Source organism: Modicisalibacter ilicicola DSM 19980 (assembly GCF_900128925.1).
Lineage (GTDB): Bacteria > Pseudomonadota > Gammaproteobacteria > Pseudomonadales > Halomonadaceae > Modicisalibacter > Modicisalibacter ilicicola.
Genome location: NZ_FQUJ01000002.1, coordinates 206,860 through 233,055, shown reverse-complemented (window position 1 = coordinate 233,055; position 26,196 = coordinate 206,860). Strand labels below are relative to the sequence as shown.

The window sequence follows — 26,196 nt, the reverse complement described above, 5'->3', positions numbered from 1 at the left end:
GGTTGAAAGGTGCGCACCTGCCGCCATAATCGAACGTTCATCACGCGTCGTGCCATGTGCCGGCGAATCAACAAGGGGTGGTCATCTTGTCCGAGCAACTAGACAACGCTATCGCACGGCTGAAAGGGCTGGCGCGTCGTGGGCACGTGGGGCGGCTGCGCCGCGGCGTCGAGAAGGAAGGGTTGCGCACCGACCGGCGGGGCGATATCGCCCAGACGCCTCATCCCCATTCGCTGGGATCGAAGCTGACCCACCCCTACATCACCACCGATTATTCCGAGTCCCTGCTGGAATACATCACGCCGGTGCATTGTCGTCCCGCGGACACGCTGGCCTTCCTTGCCGACCTGCATCGCTTCAGCTTTCGGCATCTCGGTGACGAACTGGTCTGGCCGGCCAGCATGCCCTGTCGCCTGGATGGCAACGACAGCGTGCCGATCGCCGATTACGGCAACTCCAATTCGGGCATGATGAAGCATATCTACCGGCGGGGGCTGGATGCCCGTTACGGGCGCATCATGCAGTCGATTGCCGGCATTCATTACAACGTCTCGCTGCCCGAGGGGTTCTGGCCGCTGCTCCAGGAACTGGAAGGCGCTCAGCACAAGCCCCAGGCGGCCTATCGCTCGGGGCGCTATTTCGACCTGATCCGCAACTTCCGACGCAACAGCTGGCTGCTGCTCTACCTGTTCGGTGCGTCGCCGGCGCTGGACCGAAGCTTTTTGACCGGGTCGACCCCCGACAAGCTGCATGCTCATGCCCGGGAGACGCTCTACGCCCCTTACGCCACCAGCTTGCGCATGTCCGATCTGGGCTATCAGAACAAGGTCCAGGCGCAGCTCAAGATCTGCTTCAATTCGCTTTCCAATTACGTGGGGACGCTGCGCAACGCCATCACCACGCCCTGGCCCGCCTACGAGCGCATCGGCGTGGCCGAGAACGGCGACTGGCGCCAGCTCAACTCCAACATCCTGCAGATCGAGAACGAGTACTACAGCGACATTCGCCCCAAGCGGGTCGCCCAACAGGGGGAGACCCCTACCCAGTCGCTCGAGGCCCGGGGGGTGGAGTACATCGAGGTGCGATGCCTGGATCTCAATCCTTTCCTGGCGCTGGGCATCGACGAGACGCAGATGCGTTTCCTGGATACCTTCCTGATGTGGTGCCTGCTCTCCGAGAGCCCCTGGATCTCCGACGAGGAGTGCGACCATCTCGACGACAATCGCCGCCTGGTGGTCGAGCGTGGCCGCGACCCCGCACTGGCCCTGGCCGTCGACGGGCAGGAGCGCAGGCTGGCCGATCGTGCCGAGGAGATCTTCAGTGAGCTTCGCCAGGTTGCCGAGCTGCTCGATATCACCGAAGGAGAAGAGCGCCATCGCGAGGCGATCGACGCCCTGGCGCCCCAGCTTTCGCGCCCGGAACTGACCCCCTCCGGTCGGCTGCTGTCGGCCCTCGAGGAGAGCGGTGACGAATTCGTCGACCATGTGCTCGAGCTGGCCCGTGACCAGGCGACGCAATGGCGAGAAGAAACCATGGATCCTGCTCGGGAGGCTCTGTTCACCCAGCTCACCGAGACCTCCCATCAGCAGCAAGGTGATATCGAGGCGGCGGACACCGAAAGCTTCGACAAATTCATCGACGCCTACTTTGCCCGGGCGCGGGAGTCGCGTGCCGCCGAGTCGGTGTGACGATCAGCGGGCATCTTGCGTATCGGAGAGTGTTGCATGCGATTTGAACTGAGCATTCGCCAGTGGAGCCTGGCCGGGTTGGCGTTCTGTGCCCTGATGATGGGGGTGGCCCTGGCGCTTCAGTACGTCGCCGACCTGGCACCCTGCCCGCTATGCATCTTCCAGCGTGTCGCCGTGCTGACGGCGGCAACGCTATTTTTGATCGCGGCCCTGCACGGCCCTCGCGACTGGGGCGGAGCCCTCTACGGGGGGCTGGGCCTGATCGCCGTCGGCGGCGGCGTGGCCGTGGCGGGGCGCCATATCTGGTTGCAGTCGTTGCCCCCCGACAAGGTGCCCAGCTGCGGCCCAGGGCTCGACTACATGCTGGAGGTGCTGCCGCTGTGGGACGTGATGTCCAGGGTACTCTCCGGTTCCGGCGAATGTGCCGAGATCGAGGGGTACTGGTGGGGGCTGACGCTCCCGCAGTGGACGCTGATCGGCTTTCTCGTTCTGGCGCTGATTCCCTTGGCGATGATCGTTCAAGGGATTCTGAATGCCAGGCGGGGGAGAGCCGAAGGGCAGCAGGAAGGTGTCGGCAACGCCTGAGAAAGCCGTTCTCGATTATCGAACAGTGCTTTCTGATGATACCTTTAATGCAAGTGAAACAACAGGTTGCATCTTTTTCGTGTGGCGGGATTGACACCCATGACGCTTGGGGTGACGCTGGAGATCCGCAGGAGTGAGAACGATAAAGGGAGGGCTGCCCATGCTGGAAAACTGCAGAACCGCGCAGGAGCGTTGGGGAGGCGTGCATCGGATGATCGACCGCTGGATCGACGCGCGTCGCGAGATGCTGGTCGCCTTCATGGATCTGAAGGAAGCCTGCGACATCGACGAGGAAGCGGTGACCAAGGCGCGCATCGACAATTTCAGTGAATTGCTGATGGACTATATCAGTGCCGGGCATTTCGAGATCTACCCCCAGTTACGCCAGGAAGCCGAGCACTTCAACGATCACGAGGCCCTGGCCGTGGCCGACAAGTTGCTGGAACGTCTCGAGATGTCCACGCAACTGGCGTTGGACTTCGAGAACGATTACTCGACACCGACGCGTTGCCAGCACTACCTGTTCCGTCTTCCCGCCTGGCTCGAACGCCTGGGCAAGGGACTCACCGAGCGCTTTGCCCTCGAAGACCAGTTGATCGGTCGCCTGCACGCCGCGCATTCACCGCCGCCTGCTGCTCAGGCCACGACCCGCGCCACCTTCCAATAGCGTTTACCGACTACCGGTCGTTCATGCCTCGCCCTGACAGCGAGGCGCTTCTTTTTTGGTTCATCGCAGAGCAGTGTGAAGCCGCAAGCCTGCCGGAAAGGTTGGCGTAGGAGCGCAGAGTTTCTGCGCGATTGGCGTTATTACCATCGCCGGATAAATCCGGCTCCTACCACCCCGGTGGCCCTGGTGCCCCACGAGAGTTCCCACCACCCCAATGGCGCTGGTTTTCGTGGGAGCTCGGTTTACCGAGCGAGGGGTTGTCATGATCAGCCATCGCCCGATCAATCGGGCCCCTACGTCTCACAGCCACTCACGGCAATCCATGAAGAACCCCTTTCACTTTGCATCTGCCGGCCTGAGCCGCCGCGTCAGGCGCTCGCTGGTCTTGGCTCCCAGCACCAGCATGCACGGGGTCAGCAACAGCGTCAGCCCGGTGGCGAAGCCCAGCCCGCCGGCGATGGCGCTGGAGAGCTGTGTCCACCATTGGGTCGAGGGCGCGCCCCAGCCAAGGCTGGGGGCGAGCAGGTCGACATTGACGCCGAGCACCATCGGCATCAGGCCGAGGATGGTGGTGATGGCCGTAAGCAATACCGGGCGCAGGCGGTGACCGCCGGCCTCCAGGGCGGCATCGAGGGCGGTCAGCCCTTCGCTGCGCAGCTGGTTGTAGGTGTCGATCAGCACGATATTGTTGTTAACCACGATGCCGGCCAGGGCGATGATGCCCATGCCCACCATGACGATGCCGAAAGGCTGGCCGTTGAGCAGCAGGCCGAGCAGCACGCCGCCGGTGGAGAAGACGATGGCCGACAGCACCAGCAAGGCCTGATAGAGGCTGTTGAACTGGGTCACCATGATGATCGCCATCAGGAAGATCGCGACACCGAAGGCGGTGGTCAGAAACTGGCTGGTCTCGGCCTGGTCTTCCTGCTCCCCGGCAAAGCCGACGCGTACGCCCCCCGGCAACTCGTCGAGCGTATCGCTCAGGGCGCGCAGGCGTTCGTCGACCTGACGATCGGGGTCGACATCGGCCTGCAGGGTGATCGCCCGCTGCCCGTCGACGCGATGCAGGGTGCCCACCTTCGGGGCGGGCTCGAGTCGCACGAAATGGCTGATCGGCACCTGGCCTCGGGTCGTATTGATGGTCAGGCGCTCGAGCTGATCGAGGCTGCGTTGCGCGCCGGGCAGGCGCACCCGGATATCCACCTCGTCGTTGGCGTCCTGGGGCCGGTAGGTGGCGATCTGCAAGCCGGTGGTGACCAGCTGCACGGCACTGCCGATGGTCGAGACATCGGCACCGAAGCGTGCCGCCGCCTCGCGATCGACCTGCAGGCGCCACTCCACGCCGGGCAGACTGCGGTCGTCCTCGATGGCACGAAAGCCGCCGAGACGCTGCATGGCGCTGCGCAACTGCACCACGGCCTCTTCGATGGCGCCCGGGTCGTTGGCACTCAACTCGAGCTGGATCGGCTTGCCGCTGGAGGGGCCCTGCTCCTGCTCCCGGGTCTCCAGGCGGATGCCGGGGATATCCTCGGTGCGCTCGAGCATGTCGGCGAGGATCTCGGCCGCGGGCCGGCGCTGGTGCCAGTCGATGAGCTGGAAGGAGAGCTGGCCGATGACGTCTTCGCCCAACTGACGGTTAGGGATGGCGTAGGAGCGCGCATAGAGCGATTCGACCTCGCTGATGCCCTCCAGGCGTGCCTCGATGCGCCTGACTATCGCATCCTTCTCCTCGACGGAAAGATCGCCCCGGGCGTGCACCAGCAGCTGGGCGCTGTCGGGCTCCACCGAAGGAAAGAACTCCACGCCGTGATTGAAGCGCGCGTAGCCCGCGTAGAGAAGCGCCATCACCGTCAGCGCCCCGGCGAGGGTCAGCGCCGGCCGCTGCAGCAGATGGGCCAGGGTGCGCCGGTAGAGGCGCCCCCCGCGAGTGATTCGTTCACTGCCCCGAGGCTGACCGCGACTGAACAGGTTGCCCAGGGTGGGCATGAACACCAGGGCCATGGCCAGGGAGGCGAGCAGGCAGAGGATCACCGTCGCCGGCAGGTATTTCATGAATTCGCCCACCACCCCGGGCCAGAACAGCAGTGGCAGGAACACCGCCAGGGTGGTGGCGGTGGAGGTGATGACCGGCCAGGCCATGCGACTGGCGGCTCCGGCCCAGGCATCGTGAGGCGAGCGTCCCTCGGCGAAGTAGCGGTCCGCCTGCTCGCCGACCACGATGGCGCCGTCGACCAGCATGCCGGCGACCAGGATCAGGGCGAACAGCACGACGATGTTGAGCGTGTAGCCAACCGACCAGATCAGCAGGATGCCGGTGAGAAAGGCGCCGGGAATGGTCATGCCGATCAGCAGTGCCGCCCGGGGGCCCATGGCGGCGAGAATCACGATCAACACCAGCACGACGGCGGTGAGCACATTGTTCAACAGCTCGTCGAGCATCTCCTCGACTTCCGTCGACTGGTCCATGATGACGTTCACGTCCAGCCCGTCGGGCATCTGCGGACGCGCCTCCTCCAGCACGGCCTTCACCGCCTCGACGGTGGCGATGATGTTCGCGCCGGTTCGCTTGGATATCTCCAGCACCACCGCCGGTTGCCCGTTGATGCGGGCGTAGCCGGTGGGGTCCTTGAAGGTGCGATGGATGCTCGCGACCTCGCCGAAGGTGATCACCCGGTCGCCATCGACCTTGACCGGGGTGTTCATTACGTCCTCGAGGTTCTCGATGACGCCCGGCACCTTGATCGCCATGCGTCCCGCGCCGTTGTCCAGGCTGCCCGCCGCGACCAGCCGGTTGTTGCGTGACACCAGGTTGAACAGGGTGTCGAAATCGACGCCGTAGCTGTCGAGCACCAGGGGGTCGACCACGATCTCCATCAGATCCTCGCGCTCCCCGGCAATCTCGACGTCGAGGACGCTGGGAATGCCTTCGATGTTCTCCTTCAGTTCCCGGGACAGCCACATCAGTTCGTTGGCCGACAGCGGTCCGGAAAGCCCCACGGAAAGGATCGGGAACAGGGCGACGTTCACCTCCATGACCCGTGGCTCCTCCGCCTCGTCGGGCAGCGAGCTGCGCGCGATGTCGACCTTCTCGCGCACGTCGGCCAGGGCACGGCGGGCATCGAAGCCGGCATCGAACTCCAGGGTGATCGAGGCGATGCCCTCGCTGGATTGCGAGGTCATCTTCTTGATGCCCTCGATGGTCCGCAGTTCCTGTTCCATGGGGCGCACCAGCAGGCGTTCGCCATCCTCCGGGCTGACCCCCTCGAGCACCAGCGAGACGTAGATCATCGGAATCGCCACGTCGGGGTTGGATTCCTTGGGAATGGCCTGATAGGCCGCCAGCCCGGCCAGTACCAGAAACGCCAAGAGCAGCAGGGTGGTACGGCTGCGGTTCAGGGCGGCATGAATCAAGGTACGCATGTTACGACTCTTGCTCGTCGTTGACCGGTACCGCTTCGACCTGCTCGCCGAGGTCGACGAAACCGCCCCCCAGGGTGATCAGGCGCACCTGGTCGGGGAGCCCGGTGACCCAGGTCTGGTGGGCGTCGGCGGTGAGCAGGGAAACCGGCGTGAAGCGCACCGTGTCGCTGTCATCGAGATGCTTGACGCCCAGGCGCCCCCGGTCGTCGAGAATCAGCAGTGCCGGCGACAGCCGGTGCGCCTGGCGTGACGGCAAGGCGATGTCGAGGGTGGCGCTGGCCCCGGCGATGCGCAGACGCTCCGGGTTGGCCAGGTTCGCCTCCAGCGCGTAGCTGCGGGTCGCGCTGTCGGCGCTGCTGGCGACGAAGCTGAGCTCACCCTGCAACTGCTCGCCGCTCAACAGGGTGGCGGTCACCGGCAAGCCGGTACGCAGCTCCGGGGCGCGTCGCTGTGGCGCCCTGGCCGTGGCGATCAGCCGATCGATCTCGACCAGCTTGCCCACATCCTCGCCGGGCTGGACGAAGTCGCCCAGTTCGACATCGAGACGATCGAGCACACCGGTGAAAGGTGCCTTGAAGCGTGCATCGGCCCGCAGCTGGCGGAGCCTGGCCAGTTCGGCGCGCGCCTCGGCCACGGCGCTTTCCAGGCGCAGTACCTCGTTGCTGGATACCAGGTTCTTGCCGCTCAGACGGCGGGCGCCTTCCCGCTCGGAAAGGGCCAGCTTGAGCTCGGCCTCGGCCTGGGCCAACTGCTCGGGCAGGTCTTCCTCGTCGAGCTCGAGCAGGGTGTCGCCGGCCTCGACGCGGCTTCCCTGGGGGTGGGGCAGGGCCGCCACGGTGCCGGTGCGACGAGGACGCAGGATGATATCGCGGTGCGGTTCGAGCTGGCCCTGCAGCGTCAAGTCCGGCGTATGCTCCCGGGCCTCGGACAGACGGACCTCGACCCGCGGCAGGCTGGGCGTCTGCACCTGGATGGTTGCGGGGGGTTCGGCGCGAAAATGCTGCACGTCGCCGAGCAGTAGCCAGACGAACAGGGCAACGCCCAGCAGCAAGGCGAACGGAGCGGAGAAGGAAGAAAATTTCAGACGCATCAAGCCATCCAGCAGAGGCAGGAAGAAGTGCCACGACGATCGCAACAGGAACGCTTTTGAATCAATTATTTGAAATATGTTCCCGAGGCGACCGCCACTTTATCAGATTGGACGCCCGGCTACCTCAGGCTGATGATGCGCCAGCCACGCTCGATCGCGACCTTGCGCAGCCTGTCGTCCGGGTCCACCGCGACAGGATTGTCGACCTTCTCCAGCAGGGGCAGGTCGTTATGGGAATCGCTGTAGAACCAGGCATTGTCGAGGGTGATGCTCTGCTTCTCCAGCCATTCGTCGAGACAGACGACCTTGCCGTGCTGGAAGCTCGGCGTGCCGCTGACGCGACCGGTATAACGGTTGTCGACGATCTCGGGCTCGACGGCGATCAGGTCGTCCACGCCCAGCCGCCTGGCGATCGGCCCGGTGATGAAGCGGTTGGTGGCGGTGACGATCAACAGGGTATCGCCCTTGGCGCGATGCCGGGCCAGCAGTTCCTCGCCCTTGGTGAGGATGTTCGGCTCGATCTTGCTGATCATGAACTGCTGGTGCCAGGCGCTCAGCTGCTCCGGGGAGTTTTCCGCCAGTGGCTTGAGGGCCAGGGCCAGGTAGTCGTGAATGTCGAGGGTACCCTCGTGGTATTGCCGGTAGAAGCGCTCGTTGGATTCGCGGTAGCTCACCGGATCGACGGCCCCCTGTTCGACCAGGAACTCGCCCCAGGCATGGTCGCTGTCGATTGCCAGCAATGTGTTGTCGAGATCGAAGATGGCCAGGCTCAAGACACGCTCCTTGGTGGTGCCGAATGTAAGCGATTATTGCAGAAGTGACCGTGCATTCACACCACGGCGCACGCGCGTGTTGATGCGCTTTCGAGCTTTGTGGAAGAATGAGTGCAATAGTAGATTCATAAGGTGAAGCCCGTGATCGACGCCGACGGCTTCCGCCCCAACGTTGGCATTATCATTGTCAACCGCGAGGGCCAGCTGCTTTGGGCGCGTCGGGTAGGACAGAATGCGTGGCAATTTCCTCAGGGAGGCATAAAGTCCGACGAGACTCCACAACAGGCGCTCTACCGTGAGCTCGAGGAAGAGATCGGTCTGACGCCAGCCGATGTCGAGGTGTTGGCCTGTACCCGAGGATGGCTGCGCTATCGTTTGCCCCGGCGCATGATACGCACACAATCGAGGCCGGTATGCATCGGCCAGAAGCAGAAATGGTTTCTGCTCCACATACGCTGCCAGGACAGCCGGATCTGCATGGATTCAACGCCCAAGCCGGAGTTCGATGGCTGGCAATGGGTAAGCTACTGGTACCCGCTGGGCCAGGTGGTGCCGTTCAAGCGCGAAGTCTACCGTCGCGCCTTGCGGGAGCTGGCGCCCCGGGTGCAGCATCTGGCCCGGGGCGGTGACTGACTGCCCCCTTGTTTCATTACAAGAAGAATGCCCATGCTCGATGTCCTACGTCGCATCGTCCAGGAAGTCAACGGAGCACGCAGCCTCGAGGCGGCGCTGGCCACCGTGGTGCGGCGTGTCCGCAAGGCGATGCGCACCGATGTCTGTTCCATCTACCTGTTCGACCCCGCCCGGGAGCGACTGGTGCTCAAGGATACCATCGGCCTGCGTACCCAGGCGGTTGGCCAGGTCGCCTTGCGCCTGGGCGAGGGACTGGTCGGGCTGGTGGGGCAGCGCGAGGAGACCCTCAACCTCGAGGATGCCCCGTCGCATCCGCAGTTTCGCTACTTCAAGGAAACGGGAGAAGAACGTTTTTCCAGCTTCCTCGGCGTGCCGATCATCCATCAGCGGCGAATGCTGGGCGTACTGGTCGTTCAGCAGCAGGACAAGCGCCGCTACGACGAGGGCGACGAGGCGTTCCTGGTCACCATGGCGGCGCAGCTGGCCGGCGTTCTTGCCCACGCCATGGCCACGGGGGCTCTCAATCAGCCGACCCGCGCCGACGGCATGGCGATGTTCAAGGGCGTTGCCGCTTCGCCGGGGATGGCCATCGGCGAGGCGGTGGTGATCGCGCCGCTGGCCGACCTGGACAGCGTGCCGGACCTGATCCCCACGGACATCGACTACGAGCTCCGCCGCCTGCAGGAGGCCATCGGCAAGGTACGGGGCGAGATGCGACGCACCGGGGAGCGCCTGGCCAATCGCATCTCCGCCCAGGAGCTCGCCTTGTTCGATGCCTACGAACAGATGCTGGCGGACGCGGCGCTGGGCCAGGAGGTGGAGAAGCGCATTCGCGAGGGCCAGTGGGCCCCGGGCGCCTTGGCGGACGTGGTGCGCCGCCACGTGCAGTACCTGGAACGGGTGGATGACGATTACCTGCGCGAGCGTTCGGCGGATATTCGTGACCTGGGCCGACGGGTGCTGACCCATCTTCAGGAAGAGAGCCCGCGTACTTCCGAGGCCTTTCCGGAGCGTTGCATTCTCGTCGGTGACGAGATCAGCGTGGGCATGCTCGGCGAAGTGCCCCGGGAGAAGCTGGCGGGACTGGTGTCGATCAGCGGGTCCAGCACCTCCCATGTCGCGATCCTGGCCCGGGCGATGGGCATCCCCACGGCGTTGGGCATGGTCGATCTGCCCTTGCAGCGTCTCAACAATGCCCCGGTGATTCTCGATGGCCACCGCGGTCGCTTGTTCGTGCGTCCGGACAGCGAGCTCATCGGCCACTACCGAGAGCAGATCGCCGAGGAGCAGGCGCTGGCCGAGGTGCTAGAGCATGAACAGCACCTGCCCAGCGAGACGCCAGACGGCCACGCCATGGCGCTGATGGTCAACACCGGCTTGACCGTCGATGCGGTGGCCCAGCTCAAGCCGCGTATCGGCGGGGTCGGGCTCTACCGCACCGAGGTGCCGTTCATGATCACCGAACGCTTCCCCAGCGAACAGGAACAGGAGAGGCTCTACCGCGAGCAGCTGGAAGGCTTCGCGCCGCTGCCCGTGACCATGCGTACCCTGGACATCGGTGGCGACAAGGACCTGCCTTATTTTCCCATCCACGAGGCCAACCCGTTCCTCGGCTGGCGCGGCATACGCGTGACCCTGGACCACCCCGAGGTGCTGATGGTGCAGTTGCGGGCAATGCTTCGCGCGTCCAGAGGGCTCGACAACCTGCATGTTCTGCTCCCCATGGTCACCAACATCGACGAGGTCGACACCGCATTGCGGCTGCTCGATCGGGCGCTGGTCGAACTGGGCGAGGAAGGCGAGGATATCACGCGGCCCCAGGTCGGGGTGATGCTGGAAGTGCCGGCGACGCTCTACCAGCTCAAGGCGCTGGCAAGCCGGGTCGATTTCTTCTCGGTGGGCAGCAACGACCTGACCCAGTACCTGCTCGCGGTGGATCGCAACAATCCTCGAGTGGCCGAGCTGTATGACGCCTGCCATCCCGCCGTTCTGGCGGCCCTGGCACGTCTGGCCGACGAGGCCGCATCGCTGAAGATGCCCACGTCGGTGTGTGGCGAGCTGGCCGGTGACCCCGGCGGCGCGCTGCTGCTGATGGGCATGGGCTTCGATGTACTCTCCATGAACGCGCCCAGCCTGCCGAAGGTGCGGGCCGCCATTCGCCGCGTTTCCCTGGCTCAGGCGCAGAAGCTGGTCGAGGAGACCCTGCCGCTGGCGACACCCACCGCGGTTCGGGCGCATCTGACGGCGTGCTTCGATGCCTGGGGGCTGGCACACCTGCTGCCGCCCCGGGAGTATGGCAAATAGGCTCGCCGGAGATCGCTCGATCAATCGGCCTCCTGAAAACCCTTTGATATCAATTGCCTGTAGGGGCTAGCTTCAGCGAGCGATGGGTCGACGATCGACCGGCAACGGTGGGACGTCGAGTCGGCATTGACGTTCCTCGAGGAGCCTTCCGAGTGGCCCGAAGGCGCGTTCACCGATCGCGATGCCGCTCTCGGCCTCCCAGCGCACCCAGGTGCTGGCGCGAGTGCCATACTCATCGCCGACGATAAAGGGCGCCGAGAGGAAACGCTCCAGTTCGAGGCCAACACCGGTATCGGGCAGTTGCGCATCCGTGGCGCGTGCGTCGTCCGCCAGCAGTGCCCAGGCGCGTGCCGCGAAGGTCTCGCTGCCATCGCGGCCGGTCTCGGCCCGTGTGGCGGTGGCAAGGCGTTGCCGGCTACGCAGCAGCTTCGGCCAGGGAGTGTCGAGGGTGGCGTTGGAGAGTCCGTGCAGCCCGGGGGCCACCTCCTGAAGCCGGGTGCCCGAAGGACCGTGGTGCAGGTGCCATAGGATGCGCCCATCGCTTGCCAGCAGGTTGAAGCCGGCATAGCAGTACGCGGCCTTTCGTTCCAGGCCGTGTAGCCACTTTTCCAGAGAGTCGCATTCCAGGGCGTGGCGGGCCAGCTCGCCTCGACTGTGACCCTGGGCGGGTGCCTCGAACTCGGGAGCACGCACATTGGTGACGGCAGCCAGGCGCCCCCGGCGATGGCCAGCCAGCCAGGTGCCGCCGGCGCGCAGGTCACGGCCTCCCAGGATGTCGGGAGCATCCCTCCATACGTGCAATGCAGCACTGGGCCGCTCGTGGAATTCGTCGCGGTTGGCGGCAAGACGCAGGGGAACCGCGCCACCGGGACGCCAATCAAACACGATCAGGCACATGCTTGCTCCCGTTGAATATCGTCCGGATGCTGCATTTTTTGGCTCTTCACAGATTGCCGTGAATGGCTGTGGAGATGTAGGGGCCCGATTGATCGGGCGATGGACCAACCCCTCGCTCGCTGAAGCGAGCTCCCACGAAAATCAGAGCCACCGGGGTGGTAGGAGCCCGATTCATCGGGCGAACGCCGCGTAGCGGCGCCTGCTCTGCGATGAACCCATTTTTCCGCCATTTCTCGTCGCGTCGCAGAAGCCTGGTGGGGGAAAATAGGCGACATGACAGCCAAACGGTGAAACGCGTAGACTCGCCTCATTGTCGACGACCGGGGTCATGATGCAAGGAACGCGGGGCAAAAGGAAACAACGCAACGTGTTGAGCCGGCGCTTGCTGCAGGCCGCTGGCCCCTTGCTCGTGGCCGAGATCGGCTTTTCCCTGATCTGCCTGGCCGTCGGGGTCTGGATCTGGCGTGATGCCGAACAGCGTTACCGCCAGGAACTCCAGCGCGACCTGCTGCAGACCCACGTAGTGCAGGCGAACCTGATCGACCAGCGACTGATCGAACAGCAGCGCCACCTGCGTCAGTTGGGGCGGGCGGTGCGTCGGGTATTGCAAACCGAGATGACGGCTACCCCTCTTGCGCCGTCTGCGGGTGACGATGGCCATCGCCTTGGGCCCGAGGGCGTCATGGCACTGTTTGGCGAGGTGCCGGCCTCCGAGGATACCGCCCCCCCGAGCCGCGTTCGCCAGCTCCATCGGCTCGAACCGCTGATGAACGATCTCTACCTCAGCGACACCCTGATCGAACGTCTCTACGTTGCCTTGCCCCAGGGACTGACTGCCCTGGTGCCCGCCAGCCGGCTGGCACTCGACACCGACAGATCGGAGTGGCAGCGCTACCGTTTCGAGGTGGGCGAAAGCGATGATCCTGTCACGCCGTTTCGTTGGCACGCCGCTCCCCAGGGCCCGGCCGGGGAGGCACATCTGGCCCTGCAGTACGACGTGATGGACCTCGCGAACGAGCGCGTGGCACAGCTGACGCTTGAATTCGATGACCGGCGTCTGGCCCGGATCATTCAGGAAGCCCTGGGGCCCGACACCGAAGCCTGGCTGCTGGAGGCTCAGGGCGAACGCCTGATGGGGGCGGAATCGATTACCTTGCCTGCCAGTGCCGGACGCCGCGGCGTCTACACCCCGAGCGATGACGAATCGTTGGGCAGTCGGGAGGCGTCCGGACAGTTGGTCTGGATGTCGTTGCCCACCAGCGGGTGGCGCCTGGTCAGTCGACAGGCAAGCCCGGGGAGTGTGCTGCCGTCCGGTGCGCTTCTTTGGGTCGTGCTGGCCTGGGCGCTCGGTAGCCTGCTGATGCTTGGCGTGCTGCTGCTGGTGATGGGGCAACGTGCTCGATACTGGACGCGACAGTTGGAGGCCCCTGCATCGCGAGTGGCGGGTCTCGCCCGCCGCGTGCAGGCACTGGTTCCTGCCTGGTTGATTCCTTCGCAGCACGAGACCCCTGAGCCGAGACACGAAACCAGCGAGAGGCTGACTGCCAGGCTCGACGAGGAGCTGAATGCCCTGGAAGCGTCCCTGGCACTGCTCAGGCGGCAGCCCCGATTGTTCGATCTGCTCGAGACGCTGGATGCGCCGGCGATGCTCACCCACCACGACAGGCTGGTCGCCACCAACCCCGCCTTCGAGAGGCTTGTGGGCCATTCGCACCGCGAGCTGGAAGGGCTCAACGAGTCGCTTTTCCTGATCGCCGAGGATGACGCCGATGAGTCCATGGTGCGCGTCAAGACCGCCGATGGCCATTGGCGAATGATGCGACGTTGCCTGGGCGATGACGAGCATGGTCATGGCCTGACGCTGCTGATCGATGAGTCGGAGTCCCGCTACCATGCCCAGCAGCTCTCCCTGGCCCGGGATCGTGCCCGGCAGGATTCGCGGCTCAAGTCCGATTACCTGGCCTTGCTGCGGCGTGAACTGGAGGCGCTGTCGGTGGAAGTGGGCAGGACGGCAGGACTCGACGAAAGGCTGCGCGAAAGGGGAGCGATGTTGCTGCAGTTGCTGGATAGCCTGAACGAGGAGAACGGTGGCAAGCCTTCGGGGGGCGTCGTGTCCCAGGCAAGACCGGCAAGCGAGACGCGCTCGCCGCGGATGCTGATCGTCGACGACGGGCCGGTGAATACCGCCCTGGCCCATGATATGCTTTCCCGCCACGGACTCAAGGTGGACACGGCGGCAGGGGGGCAGGAGGCCCTCGACCTCTCGGACCGACATTTCTATGATCTCGTTTTCATGGATATATTCATGCCGCCCCCGGATGGCATCGAGACGACTCGGCGCTGGCGAGCCCGGGAAGACGCCGACAAGGAGGCGCGGCGCAGCGTTCTGGTGGCCTTGACCGCCAACGCCAGCGAAAGCGACCGAGAGCGTTTTTTCGCCGCCGGCATGGACGATTACCTGGCGAAGCCCTATCGACCCCAGGCGCTAATCGATATGATTCGTCGCTGGCTACCCGAGGCCGATATCCGCTAAATTGCTTGAGACACTTATGCTCCAATACCCGCAGATAGACCCGGTCGCCATCGCCCTGGGGCCGGTGAAGATTCACTGGTATGGCTTGATGTACGTGGTCGGCTTCGTCGGCGCCTGGTGGCTGGGTCGCAAGCGGGCTCACCGGGTCGGCCTGAGCCACGACGATATCGGCGACATGCTCTTCTACGGCGCGCTGGGAGTCGTGCTGGGCGGGCGTGTCGGCTATGCGCTCTTCTACGGCTTCGATCGATTGCTGGACAATCCGCTGTGGCTGTTCCAGATATGGGACGGCGGCATGAGCTTCCACGGCGGCTTGCTCGGCGTATTGATCGCCGCCTGGCTCTTCGCCCGCAAGCATCGCCTGGCCTTCTTCCAGTTGACCGACTTCATCGCTCCCCTGGTGCCCATCGGCTTGGGCGCGGGGCGCATCGGCAACTTCCTCAATGTCGAGTTGCCCGGCCGGATCAGCGAACTGCCCTGGGCCATGCCGTTCCCCGGCATGGGGCCGGAGCCGCGTCACCCGTCGTCGCTTTACGAGTTCCTGCTGGAAGGTGTGGTGCTGTTCGCCATCCTCTGGTGGGTGTCGCGTCGCCCACGCCACCGGGGTATGATCTCGGGACTGTTCCTGGTGCTCTATGGCGTCTTCCGTTTCGCCGTGGAATTCGTGCGCCTGCCGGACCCGCAACTGGGCTTCATCGCCTTCGGCTGGCTGACCATGGGCATGCTCCTGACCCTGCCGATGATCGCCGCCGGGCTGGGTCTGATCCTCTGGTCGCGCCGCCAGCCGGTGGATGGCACCGCCGCCCCCGAAGCCACTCACCGCAAGCAAGCCAGACGCTCATGACCAACGCTTTTGAACAACGCCCTCTCGAGCAGCCCGCTCTCGAGCAACCCTATCTGGACCTGGTGCGCCAGGTGCTGGACGCCGGCGTGGAAAAGTCCGACCGCACCGGCGTGGGAACCCGCAGCCTGTTCGGCCACCAGATGCGCTTCGACCTGAGCCGGGGCTTTCCGCTGCTGACCACCAAGAAGCTGCACCTGCGCTCGATTATCCATGAGCTGCTGTGGTTCCTGCGCGGCGATACCAATATCGCCTACCTCAAGGAGCACAAGGTCAGCATCTGGGACGAATGGGCCGACGAGAACGGCGACCTGGGCCCGGTCTACGGCTACCAGTGGCGCAGCTGGCCCCGCCCCGATGGCGGCCATGTCGACCAGATCGCCAATGTCGTCGAGCAGATCAAGCGCCACCCGGACTCGCGCCGGCTCATCGTCTCGGCCTGGAATCCGGCCCTGGTCGACGAGATGGCCCTGCCGCCGTGCCACGCGCTGTTCCAGTTCTATGTCGCCGAGGGGCGGCTTTCCTGCCAGCTCTATCAGCGCAGCGCCGACATCTTCCTCGGGGTGCCCTTCAATATCGCCAGCTACGCGCTGCTGACCCGGATGATCGCCCAGGCCTGCGACCTGGCCCCCGGCGAGTTCGTTCATACCCTGGGCGATGCCCACCTCTATTCGAACCATCTCGAGCAGGCCGAGCTGCAATTGTCGCGCACCCCGCGTCCGGCTCCGCAACTGGTGCTCAATCCGCGGGTCAAGGATCTCTTCGCCTTCCGCTTCGAGGACATCGCCATCGAAGGCTATGAGCCGCACCCTCACATCAAGGCCGAGGTGGCGGTATGAACCCATCGAACGGCGAGTCTCGGGTCGCGGTGGTGATGGTCGCCGCCCTGACCCGGAACGGGGTGATCGGTGTCGACAACCGGTTGCCCTGGCACCTGCCCGAGGACCTCAAGTTCTTCAAGCGCATCACCCTCGGCAAGCCGCTGGTCATGGGGCGCAAGACCTTCGACTCCATCGGCCGCCCATTGCCGGGGCGCCTCAACATCGTGGTGACCCGCGATACGAGCTTCCAGCGCGAGGGCGTGCGGGTCTGTCATGACCTGGCGGATGCCCTGGCCCTGGCCGAACGCCAGGCCATCGCGGAGGGCGTCGACGAGATCGCGGTGATCGGGGGCGGCGAGATCTTCACCCAGGCCATGCCCCGGGCATCGCGCCTCTATCTCACCGAGATCGACACGACCCTCGAGGGGGATGCCTACTTCCCGCCGCTGGATGATCGGCAGTGGCAGGAAATCGAGCGCAGGCCGGGCCGGGCCGAAGGCACCGATGCGCAAGCCGACAAGAGCGATACGCAAGAGGGGCGTCCCGACTACGCCTTCGTCGTCTACGAACGTCGCTGAAAATGCGGATTTGACATTGTCACCGATCAACGCTGGTATTGGCAGATGAGCCCGAGTTCAAGGCAGCCCAAGGAGGCCACACCGTGCTGACGGAACGCGTAGCCGCGCTATTCGACACTCTGGAACTTCAGGCGCAGCGAGGGTTGGACGAGACGGCTCGTCTGCGCGGGCGGCTCGCAGTGCTGGAAGCCGAGAATCAGCGCTTGCGCGATACCCTGGAGCAACGCGAAGCGGCACTTGCCCAGGCCGCGGCGGTGCCTCAAGCCGTGCCTCGCAGCGCTGCCGAACGCGGCTATCCGTTGCCGCGTCGCGCCGAGCCCGAGGCGCCGCTTCCGGCCGAGCCCGAGGCACCGGTCGCCGAATCCGCTTCGCCGCCCGGCAACGACACGACGGCCGTGAGTTCCGAGCCAGCCTTCTCGCACGCCGCCGACAAAGGCCAGGCCGAAAATAGCCAGACGAACTCGCTTCCCGACGACGAGCCGCCGACTCCCCAGGCGCTGCTCGACCAGTGGTATCGGCGTTATACCGACACCTTCTTCAAGGGCCATACGCGACCCCTCAAGGTGGGCGTTCACGAGGACCTGGTGGCGCGCGAACCCTGGCCGGACAAGCTGGTGCGCCGGGCACTGGCCTGCTATGTGCACCTGCCGCGCTATCTCAAGGCGGTGCGAGTCGGCGCCGAACGGGTCGATCTGGACGGCCAGCCGGCGGGCGTGGTCACCGAAGGCGAAGCGCGCCATGCGCACAAGCAGCTCGAATCGCTCCAGGCCCAGCAGCGCCAGCGAGAGGCTGCCAGCAAACGCAATCCCGAATCGCGCAAGAACGCCCGCCTCGACAACAAGTTGAGCGAGTTGCTGGCCAAGCACGGCCGCCACTGAGCCTCATCTCGACCGCCTGTTCCCCTTTTTCGAAAGGAAGCCGCGCCACCCAGGAGGGCGCGGCTTCTTGACCTGTGTCATCTTTTAACGCTCGATGGACTTGAAACTTCCGTCAACGCTGCCATCATGAACACTGTTCGCGCTGACATCTTCCGCTCATGGGTGGAAGACTCGAGGCGATGGAATGCCCGGAGCGCCGAGGTTGGCGGCTCCGGTCAGACGGGAGGCGTTAGTGGAAGGGCGATCCAGGGCTTTTTTCGCGGCAGGATTAAAAACAGTGTTTTTTTCTTGTTGCGTTCCTGAAAGACCCGGTATAAGGTTTCCCCTGCGAGCATTGGATAATAACAAGGCTTGACTATGGCAATACCTCCAGCTACCCGCGGAGGCGCCTGGCAAGCTGGCTGCACACTGCAGACAACGATCGAACAGTAAGCTAGTTAAGGAACTATCGCGATGAAAAAGACGCTCTTAGTAACTGCCATTGCCGGCGCCATCGGTGCCTCCGCCGCTGCCCAGGCCGCCACGGTCTACAACCAGGACGGCACGCAGCTCGACATCTACGGCAACCTCCAGATTGCCTACAAAAGCATTGAGACAGATGACAACGATGATGGAGTCCTTCAGCGTGGTGAAGGTTCCGAGTCTCGTGACGAAATCTTCGACAACGGTTCCACCTTCGGTGTCACCGGTCAGCATGTCATCAACCCGGGCCTGACCGGCTACTTCAAGGCCGAGTGGGAATTCGACGCCGATGAAGCCAAGGGTGACGGCGGCATCGACACCGGCGACCAGGCCTATATCGGTCTGAAAGGCAACTTCGGTGATGCCCGCCTGGGCTCCTGGGATCGCCTGATCGACGACTGGATCCAGGATCCGATCACCAACAACGAGTTCTTCGACGTCACCGACGCCTCCGTTGTAGGCGATGACGGTTTCAATACCCAGAACGCCGACAACGACAACGAAGGCGACAAGATCCAGTACATGTCACCGTCGTTCGGTGGCCTGCAGTTCGCCGTGGGTTCCCAGTACAAGGGTAGCGACGAGAATGAGAACATCTCGGATTCCGGCAACGCTTCCTTCTTCGGCGGTCTGAAGTACACCGTGGGCGCCTTCTCTGTGGCGGGTGTCTACGACAACCTTGATAACTATGAAGGGGATGTTTCCGGCGCAGAATACTTGGTTGCTGACCCTAACGGCGAGCTGATTTCTGCCGAAGGCGACCAGGGCTCCGCAGCTGGAAATAATGACTTCGACGCAGGCGAGCAGTACGGTGTGACCTTCCAGTACACCATGGACGCCCTGCGCATGGCGCTCAAGTACGAGCGCTACGAGTCCGGCGACGAGGACTTTGTCCCTTCCGAGAACCGCTATGCTCTGGGTGCTCGCTACGGCTACGGCATGGGCGATATCTACGGCGCCTACCAGTATGTCGACGTGGGCGGCGACGATTTCGGCGACACCCTCGAAGTTGCGGTCGAGGATCAGGATCTGCCCACCGACACTAGCGATGAGTCCTACAACGAAATCATCCTGGGCGCGACCTACAACATCTCCTCGGCCATGTACACCTTTGCCGAAGTGGCTTGGTATGACCGCGAAGAAGACATCGGCGACGGCATCGCCGTGGGTGCGGTCTACGCTTTCTAAGCGGACCCCATACCGATCACCGCTTGTGTGATAACGAAGCCGGCCTAAGGGCCGGCTTTTTCGTGGGCGCTCGCCGCTGGTCGACGTTGCCTCATCCCTTCTGCAGCACCTCCTTGAGCACCACGGCGTTGTTGTGCTTCTCGTCCTTCGCCGCGAACACCAGGGTGACGCGGCCGTCCTTGTGGTAGTCGCGCAGCGTCTTCATTGCGTCCGAGTGATCCTTGAGCTCTTCCTTGTAGCGTTTCTTGAATTCCTCCCACTTGTCCGCATCGTGGCCGAACCACTGGCGCAGTTCCTTGCTGGGGGCCAGATCCTTCAGCCATTCGTCGATGTCGGCGTCCTCCTTCTTCACGCCTCGTGGCCACATGCCGTCGACCAGTATGCGCTTGCCGTCGTTGTCGGCGGGGGCGTCGTAGGCGCGTTTCAGTCGAATGTCTCCCTGGCTCATGATGATCTCCTGTCGCTGTTGAATCCCGGGTTTTGGCCGAAAGGCGCTCGCATTTCCGAGCTTTCATACAAAACCTGCAAAAACACGCTCTTTTCTTCGAATTGTCATTGTTGATCTGGATTAAGGTAGACGATGCCATCGGATAGCGCTGGCTTCCCATAACATAGGACAACACCGCCCCGACGGGGCCTGCCATCCGGAGGACGCAGCTTGAGTCGGGACAACGTCAGGAGGCTTTCAGGTATCGGATTTCCGAGCTTCGGCATCAGAACGATGCACAAGCGCCTGCTGCTCGGGCTGGCTGTCGGCTGGCTCGTGGTGGTGGCGGCGATCCTGCTGTCGACCTGGTACTCGGGTCAGTCGCTGATCAGCGAGGTGGCCAACGAGCACCTGGACTACGAGGCGCGCATGATCGCCGGGGAAATCGACCAGGAAGTGACACTGCGCTTCGAGGCCCTGGAACGGTTGGCGCGGCGCATCAGCACCTTGAAAGCGCGTTCTTCCTCCGAGCTGGTGGATGAACTGGAGCACAACGATGCGCTGCTGTCGCTGTTCGACGGCCTGGTGGTGATCGACGATCAGGGAAGCGTCGTGGCGGACTGGCCGAGAGTCGAGGGCCGTCAGGGCCTGGATACGACGCAGTCGGAATTCTTTGAATTCCAGCGTCAGGTCGGCCGTCCCCATGTCAGCGAGCCCTTCTTTGGGCGAGCCAGTCGTACCCCCTTGACCTTGTTGAGCGTACCGCTGCTGGATGACGAAGGCCGCTTCGCCGGAGTCGTGGGCGGGGTGGCCAAGGTCATGGAGGGCACTCTGTTCGACAAGCTGCGCCGCATCCGCATCGGCCATCAGGGCTATGCCGCGGTCATGACGGCCTCGGGCAAGGTGTTGGTGCACCCGAATCAGGAGCTGATCCTGCAGGCGGTGCCCTCCGCGCAACAGTATCCCTTGCTCGATATGGCGTTGTCCGGGTGGCAGGGCACCGCCGTCGGCCAGCTTCTCGATGGCCGGATGGCGCTGCAGGCCTATCGCCAGGTCTGGTCGGCGAACTGGATCGTGGGTGTGATGGTGCCGCAGTCCCAGGCTTTCGCACCGCTGCAATGGTTCGTTCGCAACCTGTGGCTGGTGGGGTCGGTAACCGTGGCGGTGATGCTGTTATTGCTTTGGTGGCTCTTGCGAGTCGCCCTCGCGCCGCTGGATCGACTCGAACGACAGATCGGCGATGTGGGGCAGGGGAAACGGGAACGCGTCGAACTGGACACACGCATCATCGAGCTTCAGAAGGTCGCCGAGACCTTCAATCGCGTGCTGGAGAGAAAACACCAGGCCGAGTCGACGATGCTGGCACGCCAGGCGTTTCTGGATGCGGTATTGAATTCATCGCCGGCGGGCATGTTCGTCTATGGCCTCGATGGAGGGTTGCGCTATGCCAACCCCGCCATGTGCCGCCTGACGGGGTACGACTACAAGGTACTGCAACAGCAAGGTCACACGGCGTACATCCATGCCGAGGATCAGCAGGACGTCAGTGACCATTGGAAGGACACCCTGGCGAGCGGGCGCGACTTCCAGCGTCAATACCGTTACATCACTGCGTCGGGTGAAACGATCTGGGTAGAGTCCCATGCCAGCATGGTACGGCTGCCCAGCGGTCGGCCAATCGGCTTCGTGGGCACGTTCAAGGACATCACCCAGAAGCGGGAAATGGAGATGCTGCAGCGCTGGGAGGCCGAGCACGACCCGCTCACGGGCCTGCTCAACCGGCGTGGTTTCGAGCGACGCCTTGAAGAGGCGCTGGTGGATCGCCTCAAGGGGGGGACGCTCTCGACATTGATCCTCTTCGACCTGGATCACTTCAAGCCGATCAACGACGAGGGCGGTCATGCGCTGGGCGATGTGATGCTCAAGCGAATCGCCGAGCTGATCAGTCACAAGGTCCGCAAGAGCGACCACGTGGCGCGTTACGGTGGGGATGAGTTTGCCCTGCTGCTCACGGGTTGCGACCTCGACCATGCTCGCAGGACCGCCGAAGCGCTGAGGGAGGCCGTTCAGGAGTCGAGCGTCGAGCACGAGGGCAAGCGCTACCGGGTGACACTCAGCCTGGGTGTCACGGCGCTTCGCGCCGACGACGACCATATCGATCTTCCCATGCAGCGGGCGGATCAGGCGAGCTACCAGGCCAAGGCCCAGGGAAGGAACGTCATCATGGTCGATGAGGAGACCACCTCGCCGCCCTACGCTGCCCGGACGGCGCCCGGTCACGGATGACACGCCTGCCGGCGACCGGCAGTATTGTTTTTTCCATCCACACGGGGATGGTTGCGCTAATAATTTGTTACATTGAGTTACGTAGTAAAATAATGTTTCAAAGCGTTCGTTTTTATTTCATGATTAAGCTGTGTTTTGCAGATGACGTGAGTAAAACGATATGGCCAAGCGCAGCTTCAAGATCACTCCGACCACCACCGGCAATGGTCACAAGCTCAGGAAGCCGGATTACTGGGTGTTGCAGGAAACGACAGGAGGAAAAGTGCGAGAGATCCATCGTTTTCACAGTTATTTCGATGCTCTCCAGGCCAATCGAGAGATGTGTGGCCAGATGATGGGATAACACCACCATTCGGTGTGGTTACTAGGGAGCTTTACGGTTCAGGGCTCATAGTCGTGGATATATCTGGCAGGGTCGTTCCTGGATAGGCGACTCTCTCAGGCGGCAAGGGCAAGGGCAAGGGCAAGGGCAAGGGCAAGAGCAAGGGCAAGCAAAGTAACAGTGACAGTAACTGGCAACGATCGTTTTTGGCGCGGTAGCCACCTTGGCTGTCGCGCCATTTCTTTGGGCGAGAAGGAAGGCAGGAAATTGCTGACTGTTGCCCGACCGACAGGATTGATCATGGTTGTCGGCTGGACATTGCTGTCATTCGGTCGGCGGGTTCTTCGAGTCGGGCCCTGGGTGGCGTTGCTGAAATTGCATGAGCTCGAACTTGAGATCCACGAGGCCGTGCTGTACCCGAGAATTTGCCACCTTCAACCGCAGTGTGGCTTCCCGGAGCTTTCTGTTGATTTCCCGAAGACGGTAAGCGGGATCGTTTTCCGCCTCGCGAAGAGAGTGCATGAGAGCGTCGAAAGACATGGTGGCGGGAGAGAATTCGGACGCCATTTTCGTGACTCGCTCTGTTATCCTGTCGTAGTTACAGTCTAATCCTCGGAAATATATTTTTCTGCATGAAAAAGTTCCACGAAATCAAGGGTAAATATTCGGCAAGGAATTCCCTTTTTCATCAGCCCGCATAAATAAATAGTCTGATGTATCTCGTTTGTAACAGGGCGAAAGCGGTCAGAGTTCGCCCTGCGGTTAAAGGCACCGCCCTGTCCGCCGATCTTTGGAGGTAGTGTCCAGGGAACACCACCACAAGCGAGGAAACATCATGGCCCTTGTCGCCTGTCCACGATGCAGTCACAACGCCAGTGATCTGGCCTTCAAGTGCAGCCAATGCGGTTCACGACTTCGCAAGCGAAAGCACAGCCTCGGCGCCTGGCTCTTGTGCGGTGGGGCGCTGCTCGGAGGACTCCTGATCCTGGGAATGCTCGGCCAGTTGCTGGTGGGCTGAGCTGGCGCCCCCATCAGGATTCGAACCTGAGACCTTCCCCTTAGGAGGGGGACGCTCTATCCAGCTGAGCTATGGGGGCAGTCGAAAGACGCTGGGCATTATAGGCATCCCACTCCTCGAGATAAACCCACCGCTTGGGAATCACTGCATAAATGCCTACACGGACGAATTGCTGCGTCGCGCGTTGCTGGTGCGCCAGCCCGGTCGAAACTCGCCTAACCCATGTTACGTCTCGTTTTCTGCGCTCCGAGCGCCTTGCAGCGTAGCGACGCCCGCTTATTTCGCTCGGCGATTTATTCAGCAATTCCCTTGCACAAAGCCATGCCAGGCACGTCATCATCGTCTGGAATGTCGAATCGGTTGGAGTCGGCTCGGGGGGAGGCTAAACTGGCCCGCTTCGGAAGGAGGGGCTTCTTGACGACCCACGATCGCATCTTCGACGGCCTGGCCGACAAGTTTGCCGCCAGCCTGTATGGGGCGGCCCGCGGCGAATTGCGCCTGGCACTGCTGGACCATCTGTTGCCGCGAACGCTGCCGCTCCAGGGCCAGCCGGTACTGGACATCGGTGGCGGCCTGGGGCAGATGAGCGCCTGGCTGGCCCACCGCGGTCACGCCGTCACCCTGGCCGAGCCTTCCGAGGAGATGCTGGGCCGGGCGCGCGAAACGCTGGGTGACGCCGATGTCGATTGCCTGGCGGTACCGTTGCAGGCCTTGCCCGACCATGCGCCGGGACCCTGGCCGCTCATCCTGTGCCATGCGGTCCTCGAATGGTTGGCCGATCCGCGTGAGGCGATCGCCATCATCGACGGGTTGCTCGCTCCCGGTGGCCATCTGTCGCTCATGGTGTTCAATCGCGATGCGCTGCGCTTTTCCAACATCGTCAAGGGCAATCTGGGCAAGGCGCTCGACGACCGTCTCGAGGGCACCGGCAAGCGGCAGCGACTGACGCCGATCTCGCCCTTGACCCACGCCCAGGTCGGTCATTGGCTGGCCGAGCGGAAGCTGGTCGTCGAGCATGTCGCCGGCATTCGCGTGTTCCATGATTATCTGCGCGAGCGCGACCCGGACGAGGCGACCCTGGCTCGGCTCTTCGAGCTCGAGCGCCGCTATTGCGATGTCGACCCTCATTGGCGACTGGGCCGTTATCTGCTGTACAGCGTTCGCAAACCCCTGCAATCGGAATCCTGCCCATGACAGCCATCACGCCTGCCTGCCAACTGCTCGAACGCCAGTCGGAGGAGTACCGGGACTGGTTATGGGTGGCGCCACCCATGGATCCGTGGCTCGACGATCATCCGGGCCCGGTATGGAGCGCCGATCTGGCCATCTGCCAGGCGTGGCGCGCACGCGGCGCGACGGTATATGACGACCTCTCTCCAGCCATCGCGGCGGTGCCCGGGGCGGTGCTGTTCTGGCCCAAGGCCCATGCCCTGGGCGAATGGTGGCTGCTGGCGTTGTGCGCGCAATTGCCGAAAGGCACTCGGTTGCAGATCGTCGGGGAGAATCAGGGCGGCATCCGGCGCGTGTTGAAGGTGCTCGCGGCCCTGGGGCTGGGGTGTCGCAAGCTCGACAACGCACGGCGCTGCACGCTGTTCGAGACGCGCCTCGGGCCGGTGGGGCTCGTACCGGATGATGCCTGGACGAGCTTCGAGGCACTCGGCCTGCGCCTGGTCAGCCATCCCGGGGTATTCGGCCATGGCAAGCTCGACGCCGGTACCCGGTTGTTGCTCGACAACCTGCCAGCTTCTTCTGAGTTCGCGGGGAGAAAGGTACTCGATGTCGGCTGCGGTGACGGTGTGATCGCTGCCTGGCTGGCGGCGCGAGGTGCCGAGGTCACGGCGGTGGACAGCAGCCTCTTTGCCGTGGAGGCCACGCGGCGGACGTTGGCCGCCAACGCGCTGAGCGGCAGCGTCCTGCAGGGCGATGTCTATGCCGCACTGCCCGAAGACGCGCGCTTCGATGCCATCATCAGTAACCCGCCGTTTCATCAGGAGCGGGCCATCGATCGTGGTCCCGCGGCGCGGTTGATCCGCGAGGCCCCGGGTCATCTCGAGAAGGGCGGCAGGCTGACTCTGGTCGCCAACGCCTTCCTGCCCTATCCCGATCTCCTCGAGGCGGCCTTCGGTGGCTTCGATATCCTTGCCGACGATCGCCGCTTCCGTGTCTATCGCGCGATTAGGCGTCGTTAGTGCTCGCTATCTTGGCATTCACGGAGAAGCGTGGAGAGGCAAACTTGTCCTGACGAGCAGGACGGTATCTCAGGGGTTGTACATTTGCCTTGAATACTTTTACAAGAGCTTGACAAAAAGAGGTGGGAAATTCAGTATCACTCCTGGTTTCAAGTATGACTTTTAAAGTCCTATGCAGGTTTACATAACTCAACGCAGGGTGTGATCGATGGAAATCTTGAGCTTTGGTGCCGACAATATCGAAAACTCGCTGGCCAGAATGTCCAGTCAGCAACTGGACAAGGTCGCCTTTGGTGCGATCCAGCTGGACAAGAACGGTACAATTCTGAAATACAATGCCGCCGAGGGTGATATCACCGGCCGCAAGCCCAGCGAGGTGATCGGCAAAAACTTCTTCCGCGATGTCGCGCCCTGCACCAACAGGCCGGAATTCAAAGGCCGTTTCGACACGGGCGTCAAGAGCGACAGCCTGAACACCCTTTTCGAATACACCTTCGACCATGACATGAAGCCCACCAAGGTGAAGGTGCACATGAAGAAGGCACTTTCCGACGATTCCTACTGGGTCTTCGTCAAGCGCTTGTAAGGTTCTCCTG

Annotated in this window: 22 protein-coding genes and 1 tRNA gene; 17 read left to right on the top strand and 6 right to left on the bottom strand. The window is 63.2% G+C overall.

From position 1 onward, the window contains the following. Positions 1-86 precede the first annotated feature (86 nt). The 3 genes from gshA (at position 87) to BUA41_RS01120 (ending at position 2,940) form a co-directional block, all read left to right on the top strand. Positions 87-1,688: a glutamate--cysteine ligase gene (gene gshA / locus BUA41_RS01130; protein ID WP_084671019.1), complete on the top strand. Its 1,602-nt coding sequence runs from the start codon at positions 87-89 to the stop codon at positions 1,686-1,688. 36 nt (positions 1,689-1,724) lie between these two features. After that, on the top strand, positions 1,725-2,273 hold the full coding sequence (locus tag BUA41_RS01125; RefSeq protein ID WP_072818842.1) for a disulfide bond formation protein B: 549 nt from the start codon (positions 1,725-1,727) through the stop codon (positions 2,271-2,273). Positions 2,274-2,433: 160 nt separating this feature from the next. Continuing rightward, positions 2,434-2,940 (top strand): Rsd/AlgQ family anti-sigma factor, encoded by a 507-nt coding sequence (locus tag BUA41_RS01120; RefSeq protein WP_072818841.1) that lies wholly within the window; start codon positions 2,434-2,436, stop codon positions 2,938-2,940. Positions 2,941-3,276: 336 nt separating this feature from the next. Here the strand turns inward: BUA41_RS01120 and BUA41_RS01115 are convergent, their stop codons facing one another. The 3 genes from BUA41_RS01115 to BUA41_RS01105 all read right to left on the bottom strand — a co-directional run bounded on the left by BUA41_RS01115 (position 3,277) and on the right by BUA41_RS01105 (position 8,223). Next, the gene (locus tag BUA41_RS01115; RefSeq protein ID WP_072818839.1) at positions 3,277-6,360 is read right to left on the bottom strand and encodes an efflux RND transporter permease subunit; all 3,084 of its coding nucleotides are present in this window, start codon (positions 6,358-6,360) and stop codon (positions 3,277-3,279) included. Between the two features lies 1 nt (position 6,361). Next, on the bottom strand, positions 6,362-7,450 hold the full coding sequence (locus tag BUA41_RS01110) for an efflux RND transporter periplasmic adaptor subunit (RefSeq protein ID WP_072818838.1): 1,089 nt from the start codon (positions 7,448-7,450) through the stop codon (positions 6,362-6,364). A gap of 119 nt (positions 7,451-7,569) precedes the next feature. Then, on the bottom strand, positions 7,570-8,223 hold the full coding sequence (locus BUA41_RS01105; protein ID WP_072818836.1) for a histidinol-phosphatase: 654 nt from the start codon (positions 8,221-8,223) through the stop codon (positions 7,570-7,572). A 141-nt stretch (positions 8,224-8,364) separates the two neighbouring features. Between BUA41_RS01105 and BUA41_RS01100 the strand changes: the two genes are divergently transcribed. Together BUA41_RS01100 and ptsP are read left to right on the top strand one after the other, a co-directional pair. Continuing rightward, complete coding sequence (locus BUA41_RS01100; protein WP_072819414.1) at positions 8,365-8,856, top strand: RNA pyrophosphohydrolase; 492 nt, start codon at positions 8,365-8,367, stop codon at positions 8,854-8,856. A gap of 33 nt (positions 8,857-8,889) precedes the next feature. Further along, positions 8,890-11,160 carry a phosphoenolpyruvate--protein phosphotransferase gene (gene ptsP / locus BUA41_RS01095; protein ID WP_072818835.1) on the top strand — a complete coding sequence of 757 codons (2,271 nt, stop codon included), beginning with the start codon at positions 8,890-8,892 and terminating at the stop codon, positions 11,158-11,160. A 72-nt stretch (positions 11,161-11,232) separates the two neighbouring features. On the opposite strand, the gene BUA41_RS01090 is transcribed toward ptsP, so the two are convergent. Further along, on the bottom strand, positions 11,233-12,057 hold the full coding sequence (locus tag BUA41_RS01090; RefSeq protein WP_072818833.1) for an NRDE family protein: 825 nt from the start codon (positions 12,055-12,057) through the stop codon (positions 11,233-11,235). 367 nt (positions 12,058-12,424) lie between these two features. On the opposite strand from BUA41_RS01090, the gene BUA41_RS01085 reads away from it, so the two are divergent. From BUA41_RS01085 to BUA41_RS01060, 6 genes are all read left to right on the top strand, one after another. Continuing rightward, the gene (locus tag BUA41_RS01085; RefSeq protein WP_072818832.1) at positions 12,425-14,590 is read left to right on the top strand and encodes a response regulator; all 2,166 of its coding nucleotides are present in this window, start codon (positions 12,425-12,427) and stop codon (positions 14,588-14,590) included. A 16-nt stretch (positions 14,591-14,606) separates the two neighbouring features. Further along, positions 14,607-15,434, top strand: coding sequence for a prolipoprotein diacylglyceryl transferase (gene lgt / locus BUA41_RS01080; RefSeq protein ID WP_072818831.1), 828 nt, complete (start codon positions 14,607-14,609; stop codon positions 15,432-15,434). Then, the gene (locus BUA41_RS01075; RefSeq protein WP_072818829.1) at positions 15,431-16,270 is read left to right on the top strand and encodes a thymidylate synthase; all 840 of its coding nucleotides are present in this window, start codon (positions 15,431-15,433) and stop codon (positions 16,268-16,270) included. Before lgt ends, BUA41_RS01075 begins: the two co-directional genes overlap by 4 nt. Continuing rightward, a complete protein-coding gene (locus BUA41_RS01070) occupies positions 16,267-16,830 on the top strand; it encodes a dihydrofolate reductase (RefSeq protein ID WP_072818828.1) in 564 nt (187 codons plus the stop codon). Before BUA41_RS01075 ends, BUA41_RS01070 begins: the two co-directional genes overlap by 4 nt. 83 nt (positions 16,831-16,913) lie before the next feature. Continuing rightward, complete coding sequence (locus BUA41_RS01065; RefSeq protein WP_072818827.1) at positions 16,914-17,708, top strand: ProQ/FINO family protein; 795 nt, start codon at positions 16,914-16,916, stop codon at positions 17,706-17,708. A gap of 453 nt (positions 17,709-18,161) precedes the next feature. Continuing rightward, entirely contained in the window at positions 18,162-19,358 is a 1,197-nt protein-coding gene (locus BUA41_RS01060) for a porin (RefSeq protein WP_072818825.1), read from the top strand. Between the two features lie 91 nt (positions 19,359-19,449). Here the strand turns inward: BUA41_RS01060 and BUA41_RS01055 are convergent, their stop codons facing one another. After that, complete coding sequence (locus BUA41_RS01055; protein WP_072818812.1) at positions 19,450-19,806, bottom strand: DUF488 domain-containing protein; 357 nt, start codon at positions 19,804-19,806, stop codon at positions 19,450-19,452. A gap of 273 nt (positions 19,807-20,079) precedes the next feature. On the opposite strand from BUA41_RS01055, the gene BUA41_RS01050 reads away from it, so the two are divergent. The 3 genes from BUA41_RS01050 to BUA41_RS01035 all read left to right on the top strand — a co-directional run bounded on the left by BUA41_RS01050 (position 20,080) and on the right by BUA41_RS01035 (position 23,411). Beyond that, positions 20,080-22,071, top strand: coding sequence for a sensor domain-containing diguanylate cyclase (locus BUA41_RS01050; protein WP_072818809.1), 1,992 nt, complete (start codon positions 20,080-20,082; stop codon positions 22,069-22,071). Between the two features lie 160 nt (positions 22,072-22,231). After that, on the top strand, positions 22,232-22,414 hold the full coding sequence (locus BUA41_RS01045) for a hypothetical protein (protein WP_072818807.1): 183 nt from the start codon (positions 22,232-22,234) through the stop codon (positions 22,412-22,414). Positions 22,415-23,228: 814 nt separating this feature from the next. Then, positions 23,229-23,411, top strand: coding sequence for a hypothetical protein (locus BUA41_RS01035; protein WP_072818802.1), 183 nt, complete (start codon positions 23,229-23,231; stop codon positions 23,409-23,411). 2 nt (positions 23,412-23,413) lie between these two features. Here BUA41_RS01035 and BUA41_RS01030 read toward each other — a convergent pair. Then, positions 23,414-23,490, bottom strand: a tRNA-Arg gene (locus BUA41_RS01030). A gap of 335 nt (positions 23,491-23,825) precedes the next feature. Here BUA41_RS01030 and BUA41_RS01025 point away from each other — a divergent pair. From BUA41_RS01025 to pyp, 3 genes are all read left to right on the top strand, one after another. Continuing rightward, entirely contained in the window at positions 23,826-24,605 is a 780-nt protein-coding gene (locus BUA41_RS01025) for a methyltransferase (protein WP_072818800.1), read from the top strand. After that, complete coding sequence (locus tag BUA41_RS01020; RefSeq protein ID WP_072818798.1) at positions 24,602-25,600, top strand: methyltransferase; 999 nt, start codon at positions 24,602-24,604, stop codon at positions 25,598-25,600. The genes BUA41_RS01025 and BUA41_RS01020 overlap by 4 nt, the downstream gene beginning before the upstream one ends. A 208-nt stretch (positions 25,601-25,808) precedes the next feature. Next, positions 25,809-26,186 (top strand): photoactive yellow protein, encoded by a 378-nt coding sequence (gene pyp / locus BUA41_RS01015; RefSeq protein WP_072818795.1) that lies wholly within the window; start codon positions 25,809-25,811, stop codon positions 26,184-26,186. Positions 26,187-26,196 lie beyond the last annotated feature (10 nt).

Coding starts and splice junctions, on each gene's coding strand:
- BUA41_RS01110 (WP_072818838.1), bottom strand. CDS start 7,450: ATGCGTCTGAAATTTTCTTCCTTCTCCGCTCCGTTCGCCTTGCTGCTG.
- BUA41_RS01050 (WP_072818809.1), top strand. CDS start 20,080: ATGCACAAGCGCCTGCTGCTCGGGCTGGCTGTCGGCTGGCTCGTGGTG.
- BUA41_RS01035 (WP_072818802.1), top strand. CDS start 23,229: ATGGCCCTTGTCGCCTGTCCACGATGCAGTCACAACGCCAGTGATCTG.
- BUA41_RS01070 (WP_072818828.1), top strand. CDS start 16,267: ATGAACCCATCGAACGGCGAGTCTCGGGTCGCGGTGGTGATGGTCGCC.
- BUA41_RS01090 (WP_072818833.1), bottom strand. CDS start 12,057: ATGTGCCTGATCGTGTTTGATTGGCGTCCCGGTGGCGCGGTTCCCCTG.
- ptsP (WP_072818835.1), top strand. CDS start 8,890: ATGCTCGATGTCCTACGTCGCATCGTCCAGGAAGTCAACGGAGCACGC.
- BUA41_RS01075 (WP_072818829.1), top strand. CDS start 15,431: ATGACCAACGCTTTTGAACAACGCCCTCTCGAGCAGCCCGCTCTCGAG.
- BUA41_RS01055 (WP_072818812.1), bottom strand. CDS start 19,806: ATGAGCCAGGGAGACATTCGACTGAAACGCGCCTACGACGCCCCCGCC.
- pyp (WP_072818795.1), top strand. CDS start 25,809: ATGGAAATCTTGAGCTTTGGTGCCGACAATATCGAAAACTCGCTGGCC.
- BUA41_RS01060 (WP_072818825.1), top strand. CDS start 18,162: ATGAAAAAGACGCTCTTAGTAACTGCCATTGCCGGCGCCATCGGTGCC.
- BUA41_RS01120 (WP_072818841.1), top strand. CDS start 2,434: ATGCTGGAAAACTGCAGAACCGCGCAGGAGCGTTGGGGAGGCGTGCAT.
- BUA41_RS01115 (WP_072818839.1), bottom strand. CDS start 6,360: ATGCGTACCTTGATTCATGCCGCCCTGAACCGCAGCCGTACCACCCTG.
- BUA41_RS01020 (WP_072818798.1), top strand. CDS start 24,602: ATGACAGCCATCACGCCTGCCTGCCAACTGCTCGAACGCCAGTCGGAG.
- BUA41_RS01045 (WP_072818807.1), top strand. CDS start 22,232: ATGGCCAAGCGCAGCTTCAAGATCACTCCGACCACCACCGGCAATGGT.
- BUA41_RS01125 (WP_072818842.1), top strand. CDS start 1,725: ATGCGATTTGAACTGAGCATTCGCCAGTGGAGCCTGGCCGGGTTGGCG.
- lgt (WP_072818831.1), top strand. CDS start 14,607: ATGCTCCAATACCCGCAGATAGACCCGGTCGCCATCGCCCTGGGGCCG.